At 43.8% G+C, this 20,625-nt stretch carries 16 protein-coding genes and 2 tRNA genes; 9 read left to right on the forward strand and 9 right to left on the reverse strand.

The window, feature by feature from the left end; translation table 11 throughout:
- Window positions 1-136 precede the first annotated feature (136 nt).
- The 3 genes from alr to R7Z78_RS00090 all read left to right on the forward strand — a co-directional run bounded on the left by alr (window position 137) and on the right by R7Z78_RS00090 (window position 2,714).
- Entirely contained in the window at window positions 137-1,366 is a 1,230-nt protein-coding gene (alr, locus tag R7Z78_RS00080) for an alanine racemase (protein ID WP_104976062.1), read from the forward strand.
- 311 nt (window positions 1,367-1,677) lie between these two features.
- Window positions 1,678-2,409 (forward strand): AzlC family ABC transporter permease, encoded by a 732-nt coding sequence (locus R7Z78_RS00085; RefSeq protein ID WP_005375986.1) that lies wholly within the window; start codon window positions 1,678-1,680, stop codon window positions 2,407-2,409.
- Window positions 2,406-2,714, forward strand: coding sequence for an AzlD family protein (locus tag R7Z78_RS00090; protein ID WP_005375985.1), 309 nt, complete (start codon window positions 2,406-2,408; stop codon window positions 2,712-2,714). The genes R7Z78_RS00085 and R7Z78_RS00090 overlap by 4 nt, the downstream gene beginning before the upstream one ends.
- Window positions 2,715-2,854: 140 nt before the next feature.
- Here the strand turns inward: R7Z78_RS00090 and dld are convergent, their stop codons facing one another.
- The 6 genes from dld to R7Z78_RS00120 all read right to left on the reverse strand — a co-directional run bounded on the left by dld (window position 2,855) and on the right by R7Z78_RS00120 (window position 9,602).
- Entirely contained in the window at window positions 2,855-4,561 is a 1,707-nt protein-coding gene (gene dld, locus R7Z78_RS00095; protein WP_065275338.1) for a D-lactate dehydrogenase, read from the reverse strand.
- A gap of 382 nt (window positions 4,562-4,943) precedes the next feature.
- Complete coding sequence (locus tag R7Z78_RS00100) at window positions 4,944-5,846, reverse strand: LysR family transcriptional regulator (protein ID WP_017633645.1); 903 nt, start codon at window positions 5,844-5,846, stop codon at window positions 4,944-4,946.
- A gap of 239 nt (window positions 5,847-6,085) precedes the next feature.
- Window positions 6,086-6,161 (reverse strand) — tRNA-Gly (locus R7Z78_RS00105).
- Window positions 6,162-6,198: 37 nt separating this feature from the next.
- Window positions 6,199-6,272, reverse strand: a tRNA-Cys gene (locus tag R7Z78_RS00110).
- Between the two features lie 204 nt (window positions 6,273-6,476).
- A complete protein-coding gene (gene viaA, locus R7Z78_RS00115; protein ID WP_017820201.1) occupies window positions 6,477-7,931 on the reverse strand; it encodes an ATPase RavA stimulator ViaA in 1,455 nt (484 codons plus the stop codon).
- 9 nt (window positions 7,932-7,940) lie between these two features.
- Window positions 7,941-9,602, reverse strand: a complete 1,662-nt coding sequence (locus tag R7Z78_RS00120) for an ATPase RavA domain-containing protein (RefSeq protein ID WP_104976061.1) — start codon at window positions 9,600-9,602, stop codon at window positions 7,941-7,943.
- 269 nt (window positions 9,603-9,871) lie between these two features.
- Between R7Z78_RS00120 and R7Z78_RS00125 the strand changes: the two genes are divergently transcribed.
- The 5 genes from R7Z78_RS00125 (at window position 9,872) to R7Z78_RS00145 (ending at window position 14,664) form a co-directional block, all read left to right on the forward strand.
- A complete protein-coding gene (locus R7Z78_RS00125) occupies window positions 9,872-10,387 on the forward strand; it encodes an NUDIX hydrolase (protein ID WP_017820203.1) in 516 nt (171 codons plus the stop codon).
- Between the two features lie 22 nt (window positions 10,388-10,409).
- Window positions 10,410-11,414: a low-specificity L-threonine aldolase gene (gene ltaE / locus R7Z78_RS00130; protein WP_169644545.1), complete on the forward strand. Its 1,005-nt coding sequence runs from the start codon at window positions 10,410-10,412 to the stop codon at window positions 11,412-11,414.
- Between the two features lie 78 nt (window positions 11,415-11,492).
- On the forward strand, window positions 11,493-11,813 hold the full coding sequence (locus tag R7Z78_RS00135; RefSeq protein WP_104976059.1) for a c-type cytochrome: 321 nt from the start codon (window positions 11,493-11,495) through the stop codon (window positions 11,811-11,813).
- Between the two features lie 212 nt (window positions 11,814-12,025).
- A complete protein-coding gene (gene yfcC, locus R7Z78_RS00140) occupies window positions 12,026-13,558 on the forward strand; it encodes a putative basic amino acid antiporter YfcC (RefSeq protein WP_005387492.1) in 1,533 nt (510 codons plus the stop codon).
- A gap of 110 nt (window positions 13,559-13,668) precedes the next feature.
- Window positions 13,669-14,664 carry a succinylglutamate desuccinylase/aspartoacylase family protein gene (locus R7Z78_RS00145; RefSeq protein WP_033907020.1) on the forward strand — a complete coding sequence of 332 codons (996 nt, stop codon included), beginning with the start codon at window positions 13,669-13,671 and terminating at the stop codon, window positions 14,662-14,664.
- Window positions 14,665-14,871: 207 nt separating this feature from the next.
- Here R7Z78_RS00145 and R7Z78_RS00150 read toward each other — a convergent pair whose 3' ends face one another.
- On the reverse strand, window positions 14,872-15,405 hold the full coding sequence (locus R7Z78_RS00150) for a lipocalin family protein (protein ID WP_104976058.1): 534 nt from the start codon (window positions 15,403-15,405) through the stop codon (window positions 14,872-14,874).
- Between the two features lie 307 nt (window positions 15,406-15,712).
- Between R7Z78_RS00150 and R7Z78_RS00155 the strand changes: the two genes are divergently transcribed.
- Window positions 15,713-16,093 carry a cystatin domain-containing protein gene (locus R7Z78_RS00155; protein WP_005387498.1) on the forward strand — a complete coding sequence of 127 codons (381 nt, stop codon included), beginning with the start codon at window positions 15,713-15,715 and terminating at the stop codon, window positions 16,091-16,093.
- A gap of 58 nt (window positions 16,094-16,151) precedes the next feature.
- Here R7Z78_RS00155 and R7Z78_RS00160 read toward each other — a convergent pair whose 3' ends face one another.
- Together R7Z78_RS00160 and R7Z78_RS00165 are read right to left on the reverse strand one after the other, a co-directional pair.
- Entirely contained in the window at window positions 16,152-19,208 is a 3,057-nt protein-coding gene (locus tag R7Z78_RS00160) for an AAA family ATPase (protein WP_104976057.1), read from the reverse strand.
- Window positions 19,209-19,217: 9 nt separating this feature from the next.
- Window positions 19,218-20,351 carry an exonuclease SbcCD subunit D gene (locus R7Z78_RS00165; protein WP_005375971.1) on the reverse strand — a complete coding sequence of 378 codons (1,134 nt, stop codon included), beginning with the start codon at window positions 20,349-20,351 and terminating at the stop codon, window positions 19,218-19,220.
- Window positions 20,352-20,625 lie beyond the last annotated feature (274 nt).

Raw genomic sequence — 20,625 nt, forward strand, 5'->3', positions numbered from 1 at the left:
AGGTATATTTAGGTATATATTAAATCACTATCTTAATAAACGCTCCAAAGCACCACTTGGAGCGTTTTACTTCGTCAGGCACTTTCCCCAAGTGCTCAATAACATAACCAATACAAAAAACGCGTACGGAGACTTTATGCGCTTAAATAAAACCTTACTATCACTGACTATCGCTGCTGCAGTCGCGGTTCCTGTAATGCAAGCCACTGCCGCTCCTCTTCAAATTAGCAATACAGCAGCAAAAGCAGAGCAAGTTCAAGGTGCTAACGCTTGGCTAGAAATAAACTTAGGTCAGTTCCGCGATAATATTGAGCAGTTTAAATCGCACATGGATGGCAAAACGAAAATCTGCGCCGTGATGAAAGCCGACGCATACGGTAATGGTATCGCAGGCCTGATGCCGACTATTATCGAACAACAAATTCCTTGCGTTGCCGTTGCAAGTAACGCCGAAGCACAAACTGTTCGCGACAGTGGCTTTAAAGGCCAACTCATGCGTGTACGCTCAGCGGATATTGGCGAGATTGAAGCCGCAATCGACCTAAATGTCGAAGAGTTGATAGGCACAGCAGAGCAAGCTAAAGCACTGTCTAAACTAGCCGAGAAAGCTGGTAAAGAAATCAAAGTTCACCTTGCTCTGAACGACGGTGGTATGGGACGTAATGGTGTTGATATGACGACAGAAGCGGGCAAGAAAGAAGCGCTAGAAATCGCTCAACAAGCTGGCGTTAATATTGTTGGTATCATGACTCATTTCCCTAACTACAATGCAGACGACGTGCGCCAAAAGTTAGCTTCATTCAAAGACAGTTCTGCATGGCTGATTAAAGAAGCGAATCTAAAACGCGACAACATTTTACTGCACGTAGCAAACTCTTACACCGCGCTTAATGTTCCTGAGGCGCAGCTTGATATGGTTCGTCCTGGTGGCGTTTTATACGGAGACTTACCAACTAACCCTGAGTACCCTTCTATCGTGTCTTTCAAAACACGCGTGGCATCCGTTCACCACCTGCCAAAAAATAGCACAGTCGGTTACGACAGCAGCTACACAACAAGCAAAGAAAGCTTAATGGCGAACATTCCTGTTGGTTACTCTGATGGTTATCCACGAAAAATGGGGAATACGGCAGAAGTTCTGATCAATGGCCAACGTGCAAAAGTTGCGGGCGTTGCTTCAATGAACACCACAATGGTAGATGTTACAGGTATCAAAGATGTTGAGCCTGGTTCTGAAGTTGTTTTGTTTGGCTCCCAACAAGGCAAAACGATTTCAGCTGCTGAGATGGAAAAACACGCAGAAGTCATCTTCCCTGAACTATACACGGTTTGGGGAAGCGCGAACCCTCGTGTCTACGTAAAATAAACCTATTCAGTTATTCGTAACAGAGCGAAAAAGCGAGCCTCGTGCTCGCTTTCTTTCTTATTTACTAATCTGTACTAGCTCGTGATGTTATCAATTAAACAGAGCTTACTATTTCTGTTGTTTTATTCTCCTTTAGCACTACCAAGCGCGACTCTCTACACTCTGTTTCTTAAAGCCGCTTGGATGGCTCAATTTTATATAGCACTTAGAGTTTGAAAGCCCCTCCAATTGATGTTAAACATGAAGTTTACAAAAGAATAACAAACACACTCGTATGGCACTGCCCCTTTGCCTGCTAGCTAGGTATCTCTATGACAGAAAATACTCAACATCTTCAACGCTCCTCCACTGAGTTGCACGAATTTAATCGGCTTGACGTCTGGAACGGCTTCACCCAACTTTTACCCCTCTCTATGTTCGTGGTCATATTTGGCCTCGCTTTCGGTGTTGCTGCGGTACAGACTGGACTAGATGTATTTCCCACTATGTTGATGAGCACACTGGTCTTCGCCGGTGCTTCACAATTTGCCACGTTAGAAATGTGGGGAGCGGAAGTCCCTTTCATTCCAGTACTTATTACTGTATTTGCGATTAATGCTCGTCACCTCTTGATGGGAGCCACACTTTATCCATGGTTACGACAACTCCCACCAACAAAACGTTACGGTGTAATGCTGGTAGCATCAGACGCTAACTGGGCAATGGCACTCAATGCATTTGGTAGAAAAGAACCAGGCTTTGGCTTGCTTGTTGGTGGCGGCTTAGCGATGTGGTCTTTTTGGATTGTGGGCACCTGGATCGGCATTTATTTTGGTAGCGCAATCAAAGATCCGGTGGGCCTCGGGCTCGATATGGTTATGGGATGCTTCCTGCTGTCTATGGTGGTGGCCGGGCCGAAAGACTTAAGAATCTTTGCGATTTGGGCCATAGCAGCAGCCTCTTCTATGTTGGCGTATTGGTATTTGCCAGAGAATAGCCACGTAGTGGTTGGCGCCATTACTGGCGGAGTATTGGGTGCTTGTTGGAAGGAGAAGAAAGCATGAACATCGAAACAACCATAGGTGGCACACTGCTTATCATCATCGCTATGGCGTTAGTCACGCTCATAACCCGCTGGGGCGGAGTGTATGTTATGTCATTCATTCCAATTAGCGAACGGGTTCAACGTTTCATTACTGCGATGTCAGGCTCCGTACTGGTTGCCCTTTTAGCTCCGCTAGCAGTAGAGGGTGATAATGGTGCTAGAGCAGCACTGTTTTCTACTGCTGTTGTCATGTTCATCGTGAAAAAGCCTCTACCAGCAATTGCAGCAGGCATCATCGCCGCCGCCGCGGTACGTGCTCTTTAGTCGCTGTTTCAACGCCGATACCAGTCATCAATAAAAGACCCAAAACACAAAGCCCTGATGTCACAAGTGTCATCAGGGCTTATCTTATGCTCATCATTTGAACGATGAACAACGATTATTAATCATAGTGAGACAGCACATTACGCACAGCAGTTACAATTGCGCTTATATTTGTCCATTTTACCAATACCAGGGTTAAAGGTATTGGTTGGGTCTAATTCGTGGTAAAACTTCTGCAACGAGTTTTCGGCTTCATACAAGTGACCCACATTATGTTCTGCTGGGTATTTGGCACCACGGCTATTGAGGTGCTCTAGCATCAGCTTTTTCATCAACTTCGTGTCAGTCCCTTTTTTGAAAATGTAATCTTGATGGAAGACGTAACACATAAAGTGACCATAATAGAGCGCTTGAACAAGGTTCTTACTCACCTCTTCAGGCAAAGTTTCTAGCCACTCTTCATCATTGCGTCGCAATGCGATATCAAGTGCAACGATGTCTTCTACGTCTTTTCGATGAATCGTCTCGTACCGAATTGCTGCACCAGCGGCTGCAAAGCGATGTAAATAAGCTTTTTTACCCTCTTCCGGCGTACACTCGAAGAAATCACAGTCGTCTTCAACAGCCCAAACTTCTTTGAGGTATTTTTGTGCTTCAGCAATACCACCATCACTCATTTTCAATACCAGGTGATGCTCATACTTGTCACGGAAATCCAGCATTCGCTCTGGTAAATGTTGTGGGAACAACTTGCTCGCGTAGTACAGAATGGTGTCTGGCAGATATTTACTGACAAACGGGATGCGCTCTAAGAAGTTTTCTACCTTAGCTTTAAGTGCGAACATTTTTGGCAGCTTATCTGTGCCTAACAAGTCGATGGATAAGAACACATCCTTGCCGTACTTCTCTGCCATGTTGAAGATATCTCGATGCAAGTATTCTCCCATCTCAGGCAAGTTATCAAACGTAGATAAGAAGTCTTTTCGCAACTTCGTTAGTTTCGCAGGGTCATTGGTGCCAAGGTAAAAAACCTGCTCTTTTTCGGGTACTGGGTAGCTGTCAACCCGAACGGCAAAAACACCCAACTTGCCAGCACAGCCACTGGCTTCAAATAATCGGCGTTCATCGGCATTAAAGCGAGAAGGAATGTCAGAAGTCACGTCTCGAACACGTTCATCGTATTCTCTGTCTGATGCCATTCGCTCATCATGAATGATCTTCGCTGGGTCAAAGTTCCCTTCTTGCAGGTTTGTTAGAATTTCTTCTGGCGTTTCACCTAATCCTTCAATACCAAGGTGGTTCACCAAATGTAACTGGCCTTGCTTATCGACCTGCGCGTAGATCGCCAGTTCCGTATAAGCAGGACCACGCTTAACTAGCGCACCGCCTGAGTTATTGGCGATACCACCGACCACAGTGGCACCTAGCGATGAAGAGCCGATGATAGAATGCGGTGCTCGGTTCACTGCCTTCAACTCTTTCTCCAAAGAGTGTAAGCTCGCACCAGGCAAGCAAACCGCCTGCTTACCACCATCTAATAAGTGAATCTTCTTGATTTTGGTAATATTGATCACAACCACATCGCGATCATAATCATTACCACTCGGAGCTGAGCCCTCTGTTAAACCTGTTTTAGCCGCCTGCATGATAATGATGCAGTTTGCTTCAACACACTGTTTAATAATCTTCCATTGTTCTAGAAGAGTGTTAGGAAACACGATAGCAAGCGCATTACCACTACCCGAACGAAACCCCGAGCGGTAATATTTCGTTTTAACCTCGTCGGTTAGAACATTTTCTTCCCCCACGATGGTTTTAAATTCTTCAATCAGCTGCTTTTGTTTCATATCCGTATCTCTAGTTATTGTACTTCGCTCACAACACCGCTTAGCGGCAGGCATGGCGTTTGAGCCACTATAAGCAGTCCATTTCTCTGCGTCTATGTCAGGCGGACGAACAATACGTAATAAATAAACAACAAACAAAATAATTCTTTATTTTTCTGTTACTTATCTTTCACATTTGAGAAATTTAACGTAAGAAACAGACCGTTTCTTAAAAGAAACAATAGCAAAACCATTTGTTAACAGTTGTGCGGGGTATCTTGTTATCAATATTAGTGAAGAAAACGAGGAGAAGCGTAAGCTCCTAAATTTAAGAGGACTCTTAGAAATGAAGATGGAAACATAAGCTCAACACCAACATAACGATCGGTGTTGAGTTATTGGCTTAAAATCGATGGTTTTGACTTTGAAAGCTTGTGTATAGATGATCGATAAAGATCTTAATTTTTTCTGGTTGCTGACGAGTGTAAGGGTACACCGCATAAATACCCAAACATTTGGCTGTTTCGTCTTTAAATAACTGAATCAGACTGCCTTGCTTTAAGTCTTCATAAACCAATACACGCGGCACATAGATGATTCCCTGCCCTAACAGCGCCACATTTCTCAATACAGAAGAATTGTTAGTACAGAGGTTACCGTCGACGGTGATTTGATATACCTCGTCTCCATCTTTAAACGCCCACTCATGCGCTCCGGTTTCTTGGTAGGAATAGACTAAACAATTGTGTTTAGCCAAGGCTTGAGGTTGTTTAGGTATGCCATGTTTAGCTAGGTATTGGGGTGACGCGCAAATGATCCAATTTGCATCCACCAGCTTTCTTGCAATCAGACTAGAATCTGGCAACACACCCGTTCTAATTGCCAAATCAAAACGTTCATTCACGATATCGACGAAACGATTATCTAGATCCATATCGATATTGATGTCTGGGTATTTCTGATTAAATTCATTAATCACTTGAGGAAGAATTAATTCACCAGAGATAGTAGGCACCGAAATTTTAATGTTTCCAGATAAGTTTTTACCTAAACCCACAATGGATTCTTCCGCCGTTGCCACCGCTTGATAAACCGCTTTTGCATGAGTAAAAAACGCTCGTCCTGCTTCAGTCAACGTTAGCGTTCGCGTTGTTCGGTAGAGAAGCTGTACACCAAGCTCTTGTTCAAGCTTGGCAATCCGTTTACTGACGACCGATTTGGTCAGTGACATATGTCTCGCGGCAGCACTGAATGAACCTTGCTCGATCAAGTGATAAAAAATGATGTAATCGTCGGTATTTCTCATGCGTCTTCGTCAAATCCTTTGGAAGCCCGTATTGTAAACTGAAATTGGCTGAGGTGCGAAACATCGGGTCACACTTAATATCAGAAACTCGTGACAGAGATGGGGTTGCTAAGCTCACAGGTAATGAAAAAGAGATGGTGTGAATTTATCAGTCTTCAGATACAAAAAAACCAGCTTTCGCTGGTTTTAAGTTGATGCACTTGGCATCGAGATACCGCCATGGCCATATCTGAATAATTTGGAGCGACACACGAGGTTCGAACTCGTGACCTCAACCTTGGCAAGGTTGCGCTCTACCAACTGAGCTAGTGTCGCATTTATTCTCGAAAGCCATTCACTCTCAAAAGAATAATGGAGGCGCCTCCCGGAGTCGAACCGAGGTCCACGGATTTGCAATCCGCTGCATAGCCACTCTGCCAAGGCGCCTTTTTATTACGCTTCAGGGCTCTACCCCGTTGCGTTGGTGGCTACTTTACGGATTGAGAGAAGATAGTCAAACAAAAACATTTCATTTTCTGTTCGTTTGATTTCTTTTAAGTCAATTCGACCAAAGTTCGATCTTATTGGCTTAAAACGAAGCAATATAAATCTCGCTTTCAGTTCGTTTTGTCCCATGAAACATTAAGGCGTTTAATAGTTGCTGACCCTTTTTAGCAATCTTCCCACAACATTAGGGTGATAAGACCAAGTGTGATCAAACATCGACATTAATGCAGGATTTCCGTATTTCGATAAGCTAATCGCGTGAAAACGGTTTTTCTTCGCTTTGAGCGCATCCACTTTGGCCAGTAACTCGTCTTGTTGTTTTGGCGCGATAAAGTCGGAAATGACTACCATGTCTGCGTTTTTATATTTATCACCGCTCATCAAGTCGATAGATTTAATCAAAGTTGGCTCTAAGTCTGTACCACCATGGAAGCTATAAGTTAGAAAGTCCGCCGCCTCGCGCAGACCATCTTGTTTGGTTAGTTCGTAGGTAATGTGTTCCGTAGAAAAAATAATGACATAGCAATCACGTTGCTCCGCTAGTGCGATTTGCATCAGAGCATAAGCCATGGCTTTGGCGCATTGCTCAGGAAAGCCACTCATGGAACCGGACGCGTCCACACAAACAATGAAGGGGCCTTTTTCGATATCTACCGCTTTATGGTCAGGTCGGTGAGCTTTAACTTTACGTAACGTGCGCGATTTGCCTTGTGTACGATAGTTCATGAGCCGTTTATCGACTAAGTGTTTATAGAACACAACTTCAAGTTCAGGATACGCCAAAAACATCGTTTCGTTGGGAAGTAGCTTATTTAGATCATCGCTTTCGTGAATACCAACAATATCATCCGTCGCCTCATCACTTTTCTCTTCGACCAATTGAAGTTCTTCAGTGGGCGCACGATTTAGTTCAGGATCATTTACTTGCCCCGCCATACGACCGAGTTGCTCCGCAATTTCTTGCAAGCCTTGGTGCTTCTTCAGAAACTCAGCATGGCGTTTCATCACCGTTAAGTCTGTTTTACTCAACTTGGCAGATGCCATATCCCACAGGCGCCCTACACTTTCAGCATCACCCGACTCCGTGACTTTATCCATATTACGCATGGTTTCCATACGTTGATACAGGTCTTTCAGCACCTTTTCTTTATTGGCTTCAAGCTCGCTTACTTGCGCTTGTTTTATTGCATCGGTGAGGCTTTGGTACCATTGATCACAAAAGTAATGTGGGAACATAGGGTTATTCATCCCTTTGTTCTTTTCCATCATTCGGCGAGCTTGCATGTAAAACGCAGAGTGCCATTCCAGCTTTTTAATCACATCTTCGATGTTTTCAAAAAACGCCTCTTCATCCCAGTGAATGACCTCTTGATATAAAGACAGCTCTTGTTGGAAACGCTCTGTCTCACATACCTTGGTGATCCGTTTTTTAACGCTGCCTCGCCACTTTAACAAGTGACCTTTGACCGAAGATTTAACGCCTCGGTTTTCTGCCATCATCATGACTTGTGAACGCGCCATCAAATCATTAACTGCGCTATCGATGATGCCAGAGTCGGCCACCATCAGCGCGAGGTTAAGTCCGTCTGCACCTAGCATGTCGTCTCCTTATGAGAAAAACTGATGTAAGTTTTTAAAGCGTTGGATAACTTTTTCACTTTCTGCTTGGATTGATTCAAGTCTCTGACTAACCTGTTGTAGACTCGACTCCATTAGGCGGGGTAGTTCAGGATCAACAAAGCTATGCGGAAGCGCATCATGAAAGTTCGCTTTCACCTTGCGCATATGGTGTTCTGCCTCACTAAGCTGATTTACGGCTTTTTCGCTCTGCGTTAACCACTTTTGGTAAAGCTCTACATCCAAGCCCTCTTGAGTCACTAGGCTAACCAAAATGCCTCGATTCGCGATATCACGGATAGCTAGGTTATTCGCCGCGTCAACGTCAAATCGTAAACGGCACATGTTGGTGTTTTGATTGACGTAACCATACACATCACCGCTTCCCTCTTTAATGACTCGATCTAACTCATCTTTGGGTACATAAACCCAGCGGCTATCACCTTTTTCTGATTCTGAAACCGACATGTTGCTTTGCAAGACAACCAATTTAACTAAGTTAACGGCTGCGCCAACTTTGTACATCTTGGCTTTAGAGGTATCAAAGCGCATGGTTTCTTTACGCAAAATACCCGTTGCCGCTTCAGACGTTAACGTCATGCGGTAGGCATCTTCAAGTTCATGTTGAACATCAACCAAAGACTCTCGGCAGTACTCAATTTCCTGCTCCGCGTCTTGTTGATCAAATGCATGTTTTAAGGCGAACTCTTGAACCACTTCACGTACCACATCTCGCGATTCAGGACTGTTCCATAAACAATCTTGCAGCAGTAGAAGGTCAAGCGGATTGATTTCATCGCGACCATTAAAAAACGCGCTCGCTTTTAACAACTTCACGGCTTTCTTCCAGCGGCGGTCAGAGACATACATATCGGTATTGGCCACATCACCAAACTGAGCTTCAACTTTGCTTTCTAACATCGTTTTAAGCTGGAAAAGCTTTTCGAATGCATTGTCGGTTAACGTCAATTTGTCGAGCTGTTGTTGCCATTGATGATATTCTTCATCAGTTATCGCTAGGCCTTCTGGTACTTGTGCCTCTTGCGATGTGCCCACAGTCAACATCGACTTAAAGTTTTGTTTATTCTGAATTCGATTCACAAACACACGCACCAACATGCGGTCGTAGAGCGCATCCAATCCACTATCTTCATCGGGTAATTCATTGGAAGCCGATACCAACAAGCGCATTGGCACACGCTCGATATCGCTGCCATTTTTGAATGTTTTCTCATTAACCACTGTCAGCAATGTGTTAAGAATTGCAGGCCCCGCCTTCCAGATTTCATCCAAAAATACGACTTGTGCAGTTGGCAAATACCCTTTAGTTAAGCGAACATAACGGCCGTTGTCTTTTAGCTCTTGGATACTCAGTGGCCCAAACACCTCTTCAGGGGTTGAGAAGCGCGTCATCAGGTATTCGAAGTAACTGCTGTTATCGAACGCTTGGATGAGTCGTTTGGCAATTAAGCTTTTTGCAATACCAGGGGGGCCTAAAAGAAAAACACTTTCACCAGCAAGTGCAGCAAGAAGGCAGAGCTTGATCGTATGTTCACGCTCATAAACGCCATCCGTTAACGCTTTCGCCAATTTATTGATGCGTTCTGAGAGAAGCGCTTTTTCGGCATTTGAGGCAAATAAGGTTTGTGTCATACGTTCTCCGGCTACTGAAGTGGTATTGCGTTAACATTTTTATACACTTGTTATAACTTTGTTACAAATGTATTTTGTCGAATTCCCCTTATAGCAGATGCTTTTCCCCATCTTGACGAAGCAATCAAAGTTTCCATTTATGAGATATTGCTCACTTAAAGTGCAAACGCTTTCGTCGTGTTGCAGTATTTTTTGCTTTTGTTTCCCACCATTTGTGGTTAATGTCGAAAAACGTCAAAAATGCGGTAACAGCTAGGGTTCATAACTGCATGAGCAAGATAATTCATAAATGGAAGCAAATTTCTCTGATTGAAGAAGACGTTATGCTTCCTACAGGACAGGCAATTACGCACACCACAATCCATCATCCGGGCGCTGCAGTGATTCTCCCTATTACAGCGGAGGGTGAGATTGTCCTTGTCCACCAATTTCGGCCTTCACTTAATAAATGGCTATTGGAACTTCCTGCTGGTACCAGGGAAGGCAACGAAGAGCCACTCTGCTGCGCCAAAAGAGAGTTAGAGGAAGAAACTGGGTTTAGTGCAGAGAAATTCACGTCTCTCGGCCAAGTCACCCCTCTTGCCGGATTTTGTGATGAGATACAGTATCTATTTGTTGCCGAAAAGCTCAACAAAACAAACCGTTACGAGTGCGATGAAGACGAAGTGATTGAGGTCGTCACCTTGTCAATCAAGCAACTCGAAGAAAAGATTGTCGATGGCACGATCACCGATGCCAAAACGATCGCTTGCTTAAGCAAAGCGCGCCTTTGCGGATATATTTAGGACTTTGACCAAGGAGACATTCATGGATTTTCGATCAGATACCGTTACACAGCCCACCCAAGCCATGCGAGAAGCCATGTTTAAGGCCCCCGTTGGGGATGATGTTTATGGTGATGACCCTACGGTCAATGAGCTTGAAAAATTTGCTGCGCAGCTTGCTGGTTTCGAAGCAGCTTTGTTTACCACTTCAGGCACTCAAGCCAATCTGCTCGGTTTAATGGCGCATTGCGAGCGGGGAGATGAATATCTATGTGGGCAACAAGCACATAACTACAAATACGAAGCTGGTGGCGCGGCGGTTTTGGGATCAATTCAACCTCAACCAGTCGAAAATAACCCAGATGGCACGCTACCATTTGATAAACTGGCTGCTGCGATTAAACCAGATGATTGTCACTTTGCTCGCACTAAGCTTCTCAGCTTAGAAAACACAATTAATGGTAAAGTACTACCTCTGTCTTACTTAGCAGAAGCACGTGACTTCGTGAATAAACATAACTTGCAGATGTATCTAGATGGCGCTCGCGTTTTTAACGCAGCCGTTGCACTTGATGTTCCGGTAAAAGAGATCGGTCAGTACTTTGATTCAATGACGATCTGTCTGTCGAAAGGTCTGGCTGCCCCTGTTGGCTCGCTACTACTTGGTAGCAAAGACTACATCGCAAAAGCACATCGCTTAAGAAAGATGGTCGGCGGTGGTATGCGTCAAGCGGGTATTCTTGCCGCAGCAGGCAAACTTGCCCTTACCGAACAAGTGGAACAGCTAAAACAAGATCACACCAACGCAAAAACCTTAGCGGAAGGTTTAGCAGAACTGCCTGGTTTTTCAGTCAACCCTGAATTTGTTCAAACGAACATCGTGTTCGCGAAGCTTGATCCTCAAGTGGACATAGTAAGTATCGCTGCGAAACTAAAGGAACAAAACATCACGATAACCCCTGGAAATCCAATTCGTTTTGTAACTCATAAAGATATTTCAGCGAAAGACATCGACACTTTCTTATCAAGTATAAAATCTCTACTTTAATTTGATTTTGATCATTGAGCTTCCCCTAAGGGGAAGCTTTATTGTATCGGCATGATTTTTAGCGAATAGATAACCTCCATGCTCAGATTTATACTTCTAATCTCTTTTATTTTCTCTTCCGCTATCCATGCCGAGCCGTTTGGTGATGCTGATAAAGGTAAAATCAAATCACCTAGCTGTGTCTATTGTCACGGTGTTACAGGCATCGCAACGAACAACACCTATCCAAGCCTTGCTGGTCAAAATGCTCAGTACCTTTACAATGCAATGAAATCTTATCAAGCCGGTGAGCGTAAAGGGCCACTTGCAGAAATGATGGCAGCACAGTTAAAAATGTTAAATGATGAAGACCTTCGTGATGTCGCTGCTTTTTATGCAGAACAGACAGAAATCAAGTGATTAGATCACCTGTAGATGTACTATGAAAGCTCGTGAATCATCCAAACTCAACACATATTGAAACATTAACCCAACATTTGACCACAAAACAATCAAATTAACTTCACTTCAAATATTTGATGAATTTATAGTTCAACATAAGCATTAATATTGACTTTTTATTCTATTTTATCGATATTTCATGCTTTATTGAATTTGACGTGAAGTAAGTTATGTCTCACACACATGCGCAACCAGCAGACTCGGTTGCTACCCCTAAGTCGTGGCAGATGCCAGATACCCTCATTTTGATCTTCATTGTTGGTATTCTTGCTGCGATTCTTACCTACTTAATTCCTGCTGGTCATTTTGATAGCCAACAGGTGACCTACATGGTCGACGGTGCAGAAAAAACTCGCACAGTTATCGATCCTTCTTCTTTCTCTTATGCAACCGACGAAAACGGTGAATTGGTTTACAACAAGGTTGGCCTGTTTGCTTCTGGTGGTGGCATTGGTTTGATGAACTTCCCTTTCGAAGGGCTAGTTTCTGGCTCTAAATGGGGCAGCGCGATCGGCGTGATTATGTTCATGTTGGTTATCGGCGGTGCTTTCGGCGTTGTAATGCGCACAGGCACAATCGATAACGGTATCCTGCGCCTTATCGATAAGACCAAAGGTAACGAAGCGCTATTCATTCCAGTGCTATTTTTGCTGTTCTCGCTAGGCGGTGCGGTATTTGGTATGGGTGAAGAAGCCGTAGCGTTTGCGATTATTATCGCGCCGCTTATGGTTCGCCTTGGTTATGATGGTATCACTACGGTAATGGTTACCTATGTTGCGACTCAAATTGGCTTCGCTACTTCTTGGATGAACCCTTTTTCCGTAGCTATTGCGCAAGGCATTGCGGGTGTACCTGTTTTATCCGGCATGACAGTACGCATGGGGTTATGGGCTGGCTTTACGTTAATCGGTATCGCTTTCACAATGATCTACGCCGCTCGTGTGAAGTCAAATCCTAAACTTTCTTACAGCCATCGCACAGACCAGTATTTCCGTCAGCAAGAGCTTGGCAATCAAGATTCTCGTTGGAACCTAGGTGACACACTCGTTATCCTTACGGTTATTGCGACCACGGTGTGGGTCGTTTGGGGCGTAGTCGCTAACGCATGGTACATCCCAGAAATCGCGTCTCAATTTTTCACTATGGGCTTTGTTGTCGCGATCATCGGTACGATTTTCCGCCTGAACGGTATGACGCTAAACTGCGCAGCTGATGCATTTAAAGAAGGTGCAGCTATTATGCTTGCACCTGCCCTGTTAGTGGGTTGTGCAAAAGGTGTATTGTTGATCCTTGGTGGTGGTACAACTGATGAAGCGAGTGTACTGAACTCAATTCTAAACAGTGCTGGCGGCGTGATTAGCGGGCTTCCTGACGTGGCTGCGGCATGGTTAATGTATGTATTCCAATCTATCTTCAACTTCTTCGTCACTTCGGGCTCTGGACAAGCGGCACTAACGATGCCTCTACTGGCCCCTCTGGCAGACATTGCAGGAGTTACGCGCCAAGTGGCAGTTTTGTCATTCCAACTTGGCGATGGCTTTACTAACGTTATCGTCCCTACTTCGGCATCTCTCATGGCAACGCTTGGTGTCTGCCGTATCGACTGGGGTGACTGGGCAAAATTCTGCTGGCGATTTATTCTATTACTCTTTACCCTATCAAGTATCGTCGTTATCGCAGCTCATATTATGGGTTTTGCGTAAAACGAAGCCAATTGGTAATTAAGGCGAGACATGTTCTCGCCTTATTAACATTCATGGTATGACGACGCTAAGGTTTTAGATTAGCTTATGGTTTTGGAGTGGTAACTTTAATGGCAACACAATTTCTCGATGACGTGATTCAGGGTCATCAAGTGATTCAATCTCTCAATGTAGCAGACCTAAATTCGGGCGAGCATAAGTTTTGGTTTCGCATCGCAACGAATGCTCTCTCTCAGTGGCAACACCTACCTGTGCTAGTGTTCAAAGGTGAAAAACCTGGCAAGAAGATCATGATTACCGCAGGGGTTCATGGTGATGAGTACAATGGTGTGTTAGCAGCGCAGAAAACTGCTCGAGAGCTCATCGGCACTGAAGTCGCTGGTACTGTCACTATTGTTCCAACCATTAACATGCCAGGTATGCTAAACCACAGCCGCGATTTCTATTCCGCAGACCCTGACGCGTCTCCTGCAAACTTAAACCGCTTTTTTCCTGGTGACCAAAACGGCAATGAGGCCCAACGTTACTTATATGCATTGTGGAATGATTTGCTCAAGCCAAATGCTGATTTAGCCATTGACCTTCACACTCAAACCAGTGGTGCGGCCTATCCACTTTACGTGTTTGCAGATTTCCGAATCGAGCAATCATTAGAAATGGCTCGCCTCATTAATCCTGATGCGATTTTAAATGATCCTGGAGATGCTGGCGTCCTTGAAACGGTCTGGAATAACCATGGTGTCCCAAGTATTACTGTTGAAGTAGGTATGGGGCGATATACCGAGCAAGAACTTATCAGTCGAACTGTAACAGGCATTTTTAATGTGCTGAAAGAGCATAACATTGTTGAAGGTGATGTGGACACTATTACGTCATGCTTGGAAGGAAACGAAATCATCAGTGTGAAAGCGACACACGGCGGCTTTGTACTGCCTCATGTTAGTTTGATGGATTTTGTCGAGCAAGGTCAACTTCTTGCGATTCAATACGACAGCTTTGGCGCTGAGATTAAACGCTACACCGCCCCAACAAGCGGCACAGTACTTAGCCACAATGTTGAATCTATTCGAGCACCAGGCTCCCTGATCGTTCGTTTGATTAAGTAAACCATAACCGTTTGTTGATAGATCAACCTTTCGACGCTCACTCAAATTTATATAAGCCCCATCACGAGTAATCACAAATGATGGGGCTATATCCATTTTGACCACATTAAGTTACGCGGTAACAAATTACTGTTAAGCGAAATGACAAACTGAGCTCTTAATTAGGAAGCTTCCCCTCTGTCCGCTTTTTCATCCACGCTGATGAACTTAAAGCTGCCGTTGTTTCTCTTGTTCAACAAAAATGAGCTCGTCGATAGCGAAACCTTTCTCTTTAGCTACGTACTTAAAGCGCTCCACTACTTTCTCATCAACATTAGGCGTTCTAGACAATAGCCACAAGTAGTCGTGGTTGTAACCTGAGACAAACGCATAGTCATAGTTTTCACCTAGCTCAAACACAATGTAAGAAGAATATATTGGCCCAAAAAAGGAAACCTTTAAGTGTCCCAACGTTTCATCTTCAACAAAATAAGCTTTGCCTTCAGCTTCTGACCACTGTCGCTCTTCTTCGGAATATCCACGGTTTATCACCTTAACCCCACCATCCTCACGAACCTGATACTCAGCGGTAACGTTGGATAAGCCTCGCTCAAATGAATGGTCTAGGCGTGCAATCTCATACCACTTACCTAGATATGGCTCTAAATCGAAATTATTCACGGGTTCCACCCCATCCGGCTTCGAGGTACAACCAAATAAAGTTGCAAGTGACAAAAGTAAAAATATTTTTATCGATTTCATACAACACCTAAATTTTAATTAGTGATTGATTTTACTCTAGAAGATAACAAATCGATCATTAAGCCGCACCATCGCCCTCATAGGTACACATCACAATTCTTCATCATCAATAGCGCGCTGAACACCGAAACCTCGTCATCTCAGCAAATCGATAACAAGATTGCTCTATTTTTGACTTACAAGCTGACCATGCTTGTACATTTTGTCAGCATTTAACCCTATGCATATAGAAACTTTGCACAACATAGACATTCGTAGGCATATCACCCTCCTATAATACGTTGCGTTATAGACAGAGGTTATTGTTATGAAATTAAAAACAGTGTCAGTTTGTGCACTTTTGGTGTTACTTGCAGGTTGTCAGCAGGAAAAGCCGAGCGAAACGACACAATTAACGACCTCGGCAGATGTATGTAATGCACAAGGAAACATGCCAGGTGGGTGGAATGAGTTTAACGCGACCCCTGATGCACAAAAGGCAATGGCCTTTGTTTTAAAGAAAATGGACACAATAGCGTCGTTTAAACAAATACTGAATGTTCACGCGCAAATCGTTAGCGGCGTCAACTATGCTATTGAGTTTGAATTGGATGATGGCTCTGTTTGGAACACGATTGTTTATCGCAACCTCGATGGCGAATATGCGATTACCCAATCGCCAAAAGAAGGCCACTTTTGCGAACAGTAGCGACTTAGTCAGAAAGCCCCAACATTAGGGGCTTTTTGATCTAACAGTAGTCACTGAATTAGACAGCGAAGCGACATTGAGATTTAATCGACACCGTTGAACCAAGTCTTGATGGTTCTACATCAATCCTCTGCGCCATTTGTTCTTTCAACTCAGAAACGTGAGAAATAACACCGATCATGCGCCCAGTCTGTTGCAGGTCCACTAGCGTTTGAATAGCAAGATCTAAAGACTCTGGGTCTAAACTACCGAAGCCCTCATCAATAAATAAAGTGTCTAAACGGATACCGCCACTATAGGATTGCACAACATCCGACAAACCAAGTGCTAGAGCAAGCGCTGCCATAAATGATTCACCGCCGGAAAGTGTCGCAACATCACGCGTTTTTCCTGTGTAGCCATCTTCAACCATTAAATCTAAGCCGCGACCCGCAGCGCCTTTGAAGCCCTCTGTTTTTCGAGCAAGAATATAGCGCCCTTTACTCATAAGGCTTAAGCGTTGAGAGGCCTGAATCAGCACATCATCCAACAGTACACCAAGAACAAAGCGATGTAGGCTAACCCTGCTGCCTGTTTTACCGCTAGCAACGTCGTACAACGTACCAAAGATTTTGTATTCTTCTTCTAACTTACTATTTTTCTCATGCAACACGGCAATATCTTTACGAACCTTTTGAAGGCGTTCAAATATTGAGCGTGTGGTATCAAGTTGATTCCTTACTTCAATATATTGCGCCTGCAGAGTGGTTAACCTGTCGTTAAACGACTCTAAATTAGGCCTTTCAAGATCTTTCAATGCATGATTTAAATCATGTAGTGTTTGCTCAAGCTTGGTTTGTGCCTGTTTGAAGCTGTCTATTTCTTGCTGCCAGGCTTGAAGTTCATCATCTCCCACTCGACTACTTAGATAATGGCTTTCATCCTCAAATTTACTCGCCTGTAGTGCCTCATTCCACGCTAATTCTGCTTGGCTAAGTTTTTGCTCTGACTCAGATAACCACTGCTTGTTCGTCGCTAAGTGACTTTCCGCATTTGATTTCTCCAATATCGCTTGCTGCAAAGCGTTTTGCGCCTTTTCTAAGCCTGTGTTCAAACTCAGAATTTGCTCGTTTGTCAGCAAAATTTCACGTTCAAGCAAGTCAGCGGAACTGTATTTTGGGTCAATAGAAGCTTGTAATTGAGCCAATTGTTCTTGGTTCGCTTTAACGGTTGATTCATTTGCCGCCATTTGATTCTGCAGCTCATGAATTTTATTTTCACCCACGACGCAGCGTTGATTAAGCTGTTCAACGTTCTTTTCTAGCTTTTCAATATCAATAGCTTGTAGACGTAGGAGTTGAGCATTGATCGCTTGCAAATCATTTTGAACCGTCGAGATCTCAGATGTAGCATACTCACCCAACTCCTCTTTCAACTGGTTACACTGATTCTGATACTGACTAATGACAACGTTATGTTGTTCTAGCTGATTGCTTAGTTGGTTCAACAAGGTTTGAGCTTCTCGCTCTTTAGCTCTAGCCGCCTGAACTTGCTCTTTTGTAACGGCTTCTTCAACAAACGTTGCGGGGTTAGGATGCGTTTCGCTACCACACACCGGGCATGCTTCACCTGCTTTTAGTCGCTGCGCTAATACTGCCGCTTGAGCGTTGTGCCACTTAAGCTCTATCGTATCAGCGGCTTGTTGACGCTGCATATAGCGCTGACTGGCTTCGTGTAGTGACTGCTGCTTGCCTACAGTTAGCGCATTGAGTTTAGAGAGCTCTAAAGTAAGATCATGCAGCTTTTGTAGATCCTGTAACAGCCGTTGTTTTTGTTTTATTTCCGCATCGATGCTGCCAATAAGCGCAACATCAACTCGTGCTTTCTCTAGCTCCTTCTGTCCCTGCTGGGCCTGTAACGTTAACTTATCTTTTAGTTCTATGTACTGTTTTAACGTTGCTTCAAATTGTTGTTTTTGTTGATAACCCGCCGTTATTTTGCTTTCCAAATTGTCTTTCTCGACCAACTTGTTTTTCATACTTTCAAGCTGATACTGCAGTTGCGTTAACTGCGGGACCTTTGCCGCGGCCTCTTTTGCACTTTGCTGCAAGTTTTCTTGTTCTCTCGCAACGACATTAGCTTTTTCGAGACTCTCTTTCAAAGCTACGATTTTTTGCCTTAGCTCTTGCGTTTGAGCTTTTGCATTTTGTAATGAGATGTAGGGCAACTCTATCTTATTGGCATTTTTAGCGTTTTCTAATTGCTGTTGACGAGCTTTTATCGAATCTGAGTGTTCTAGATGCAGCTTGAGTGCGCTTTCTGCTTGCTCTCGTTTCGAAAACTCTCCATTCAAGGTTTCCGCTTTTTGCAATTCAGATTTAGCAGTATTGAGCTTATCTAACGCTGCTTGCTCATTCTTTTTATCAGACTCTAATTGCTTAGTTACTTGTTCCAGTTGTTGTAATAGTTCTTGTTCAGAACTCGCTTCTGCAACTTGTAAAGCACCTCGAATTTGATTATCAAATTCGCCTTTCGCTTTACTAATTGCACTCGCTTTATCTTTGAGCGCGTACTCAATTTTTTTATATATGTCAGTTTGAAAGAGCTGGCCAAAAATTTCTTCACGCTCTTTAGAGCTAGCAAGCAACAGTTCTCGGAATTTTCCTTGAGGCAACACCATAACTTGACGAAATTGAGTTTCATTCAAGCCAATAATATTGCTAACTTCAGTTTTAACCTGAGTCGTCTTGCTGGTGATAAGCGTTTCAGTCTCACCGAGTTCATAAAGAGCCGCAGTGTGCTTTTTAATCGTCATCCCTTCACCACGGGCCTTGGGTGCTTCCTGCTCAGGGGATCGAACAACTCGGTATTGTTTGCCGTGTAACGAAAATTCGAGAACTACTTCGGTTGGTAAGTCTTGCGCGGATAAGTCACACCGCATCTGAATACCTTGTCGCTCATTACCTGTGGTTTCACCATAAAGGGCGAAGCAAATGGCATCTAAGATCGACGTTTTACCGGAACCTGTAGGACCATTAATCAAAAATAGAGGGTTACTGCCAAGCTTCTCAAAATGAATGATTTCAGTTTTTGCAAACGGACCAAAGGCTTGCATGGTTAGTTTAATTGGTTTCATCTTTGGTCCCTATTGCTGTGATAATTGCTTAATAATGTCAGTAACAGCTTGCTCTTGCTCTTTAGACAACTGGCTATCTTGCGCCTCAATAAAAAAATCTCGGAACATATCAATTTCGCTTCGCGCCAACTTTGCTTGCGCCATTTCCTGCTCTACCCCAATTAACATGCCAGGTTTCTCAAGGTGTAAAACGTTTGGATACACTGAACGAAGTTTTTCCATTGGGTTTAAAATCGCATGTTTATCCATCAAACGAACTAACAAATAATCTTCATTCTTGGGGTCTGTTTTCCCTTGCTCAATAACTTTATCCAGCTCGCCCTCTACAATACGCATTTCATGAGGAGCCGTAAGATCAATATGCTTTGCAGAAACGAATCCTTTCTTGTCCAGTTCAACTAACGTGAAACCTTTTCTCTGGTTCTGTTCACCAAAGCTATACTTCATGAGAGAGCCAGAGTAACGGATATGCTCTGCGCCTTTCTTTTGAGGCTGATGCAAATGACCAAGTGCGACGTAGTCAAAATCTAAGAAGTGTTCATGACTCACGCGATCAGAACCACCAATAGATAATGGTCGTTCAGAGTCTGACTCGATAGCCCCATCAACAAAACAGTGACTCACGAGCACGCGCTTTTGCTTAGAGATAAAGCGCTCTTTAATTTGCTCAACAAGCAATTGATGAGCCTCATCATGAGTGGATACCGAGGCTTTGTAGGCAAACCTGACCTGTTCAGGGTCGTTATAAGGCATACCATAAAACGCGACCTCGTCCGCAGAGTCCGTTTTTATGATGATGGGAGTGAGCATCTCTTCAAAGTTGCTAACAATATGGAGACCTGCATTTTTCATTTGCTCTGAGCCGAAACCTAACCTTTCTGCACCATCATGGTTGCCAGATATCAATATCATTGGTGTTTCTAACTCGGTACAAATGCGTTTCACGACTCGATTTAACAGTTCTATTGCAACCGTTGGTGGCACCGAACGGTCATAGATATCTCCCGCCACTACAACTGCATCGACGGGGTTGCGTTCAATATAGTTAATCAGTTGTTCGAGTACTGCTTGTTGATCTTCGAGTAGTGATACGTTGTGGAATTGTCGACCAAGATGCCAATCTGAGGTGTGGATAAACTTCATTCGAATTCACTTTCCGCCAATTCTATGAGTAGGCTTGCTTCTGTCAGAGTCCATGTACCGTTTATAAAAAGGAATGCGTCACGGGTGGGATCTCGAACAAGCCAAAACTCAAGTTATTTTATTTCGGTAAGGATATCTTGAGTCGAACAGCTTTTCATGTGGTTTGTGTTCTATGGCTGGCTATTTAATCAGAAAGCGAGAAGAACACTGTAAAAACGCGGTGAGCAAAGCTATTTTGAAAAGCAAGCTGCGCCTAGTCATTGTCCAAACATCA

Origin of the sequence: Vibrio sp. 1167 (assembly GCF_033340375.1) — a bacterium.
Classification (GTDB): domain Bacteria; phylum Pseudomonadota; class Gammaproteobacteria; order Enterobacterales; family Vibrionaceae; genus Vibrio; species Vibrio alginolyticus.

Bases quoted from the DNA above. Each gene is read 5' to 3' on its own strand.
- alr (WP_104976062.1), top strand. From the start codon at position 137: ATGCGCTTAAATAAAACCTTACTATCACTGACTATCGCTGCTGCAGTC.
- R7Z78_RS00085 (WP_005375986.1), top strand. From the start codon at position 1,678: ATGACAGAAAATACTCAACATCTTCAACGCTCCTCCACTGAGTTGCAC.
- R7Z78_RS00090 (WP_005375985.1), top strand. From the start codon at position 2,406: ATGAACATCGAAACAACCATAGGTGGCACACTGCTTATCATCATCGCT.
- dld (WP_065275338.1), bottom strand. From the start codon at position 4,561: ATGAAACAAAAGCAGCTGATTGAAGAATTTAAAACCATCGTGGGGGAA.
- R7Z78_RS00100 (WP_017633645.1), bottom strand. From the start codon at position 5,846: ATGAGAAATACCGACGATTACATCATTTTTTATCACTTGATCGAGCAA.
- viaA (WP_017820201.1), bottom strand. From the start codon at position 7,931: ATGCTAGGTGCAGACGGACTTAACCTCGCGCTGATGGTGGCCGACTCT.
- R7Z78_RS00120 (WP_104976061.1), bottom strand. From the start codon at position 9,602: ATGACACAAACCTTATTTGCCTCAAATGCCGAAAAAGCGCTTCTCTCA.
- R7Z78_RS00125 (WP_017820203.1), top strand. From the start codon at position 9,872: ATGAGCAAGATAATTCATAAATGGAAGCAAATTTCTCTGATTGAAGAA.
- ltaE (WP_169644545.1), top strand. From the start codon at position 10,410: ATGGATTTTCGATCAGATACCGTTACACAGCCCACCCAAGCCATGCGA.
- R7Z78_RS00135 (WP_104976059.1), top strand. From the start codon at position 11,493: ATGCTCAGATTTATACTTCTAATCTCTTTTATTTTCTCTTCCGCTATC.
- yfcC (WP_005387492.1), top strand. From the start codon at position 12,026: ATGTCTCACACACATGCGCAACCAGCAGACTCGGTTGCTACCCCTAAG.
- R7Z78_RS00145 (WP_033907020.1), top strand. From the start codon at position 13,669: ATGGCAACACAATTTCTCGATGACGTGATTCAGGGTCATCAAGTGATT.
- R7Z78_RS00150 (WP_104976058.1), bottom strand. From the start codon at position 15,405: ATGAAATCGATAAAAATATTTTTACTTTTGTCACTTGCAACTTTATTT.
- R7Z78_RS00155 (WP_005387498.1), top strand. From the start codon at position 15,713: ATGAAATTAAAAACAGTGTCAGTTTGTGCACTTTTGGTGTTACTTGCA.
- R7Z78_RS00160 (WP_104976057.1), bottom strand. From the start codon at position 19,208: ATGAAACCAATTAAACTAACCATGCAAGCCTTTGGTCCGTTTGCAAAA.
- R7Z78_RS00165 (WP_005375971.1), bottom strand. From the start codon at position 20,351: ATGAAGTTTATCCACACCTCAGATTGGCATCTTGGTCGACAATTCCAC.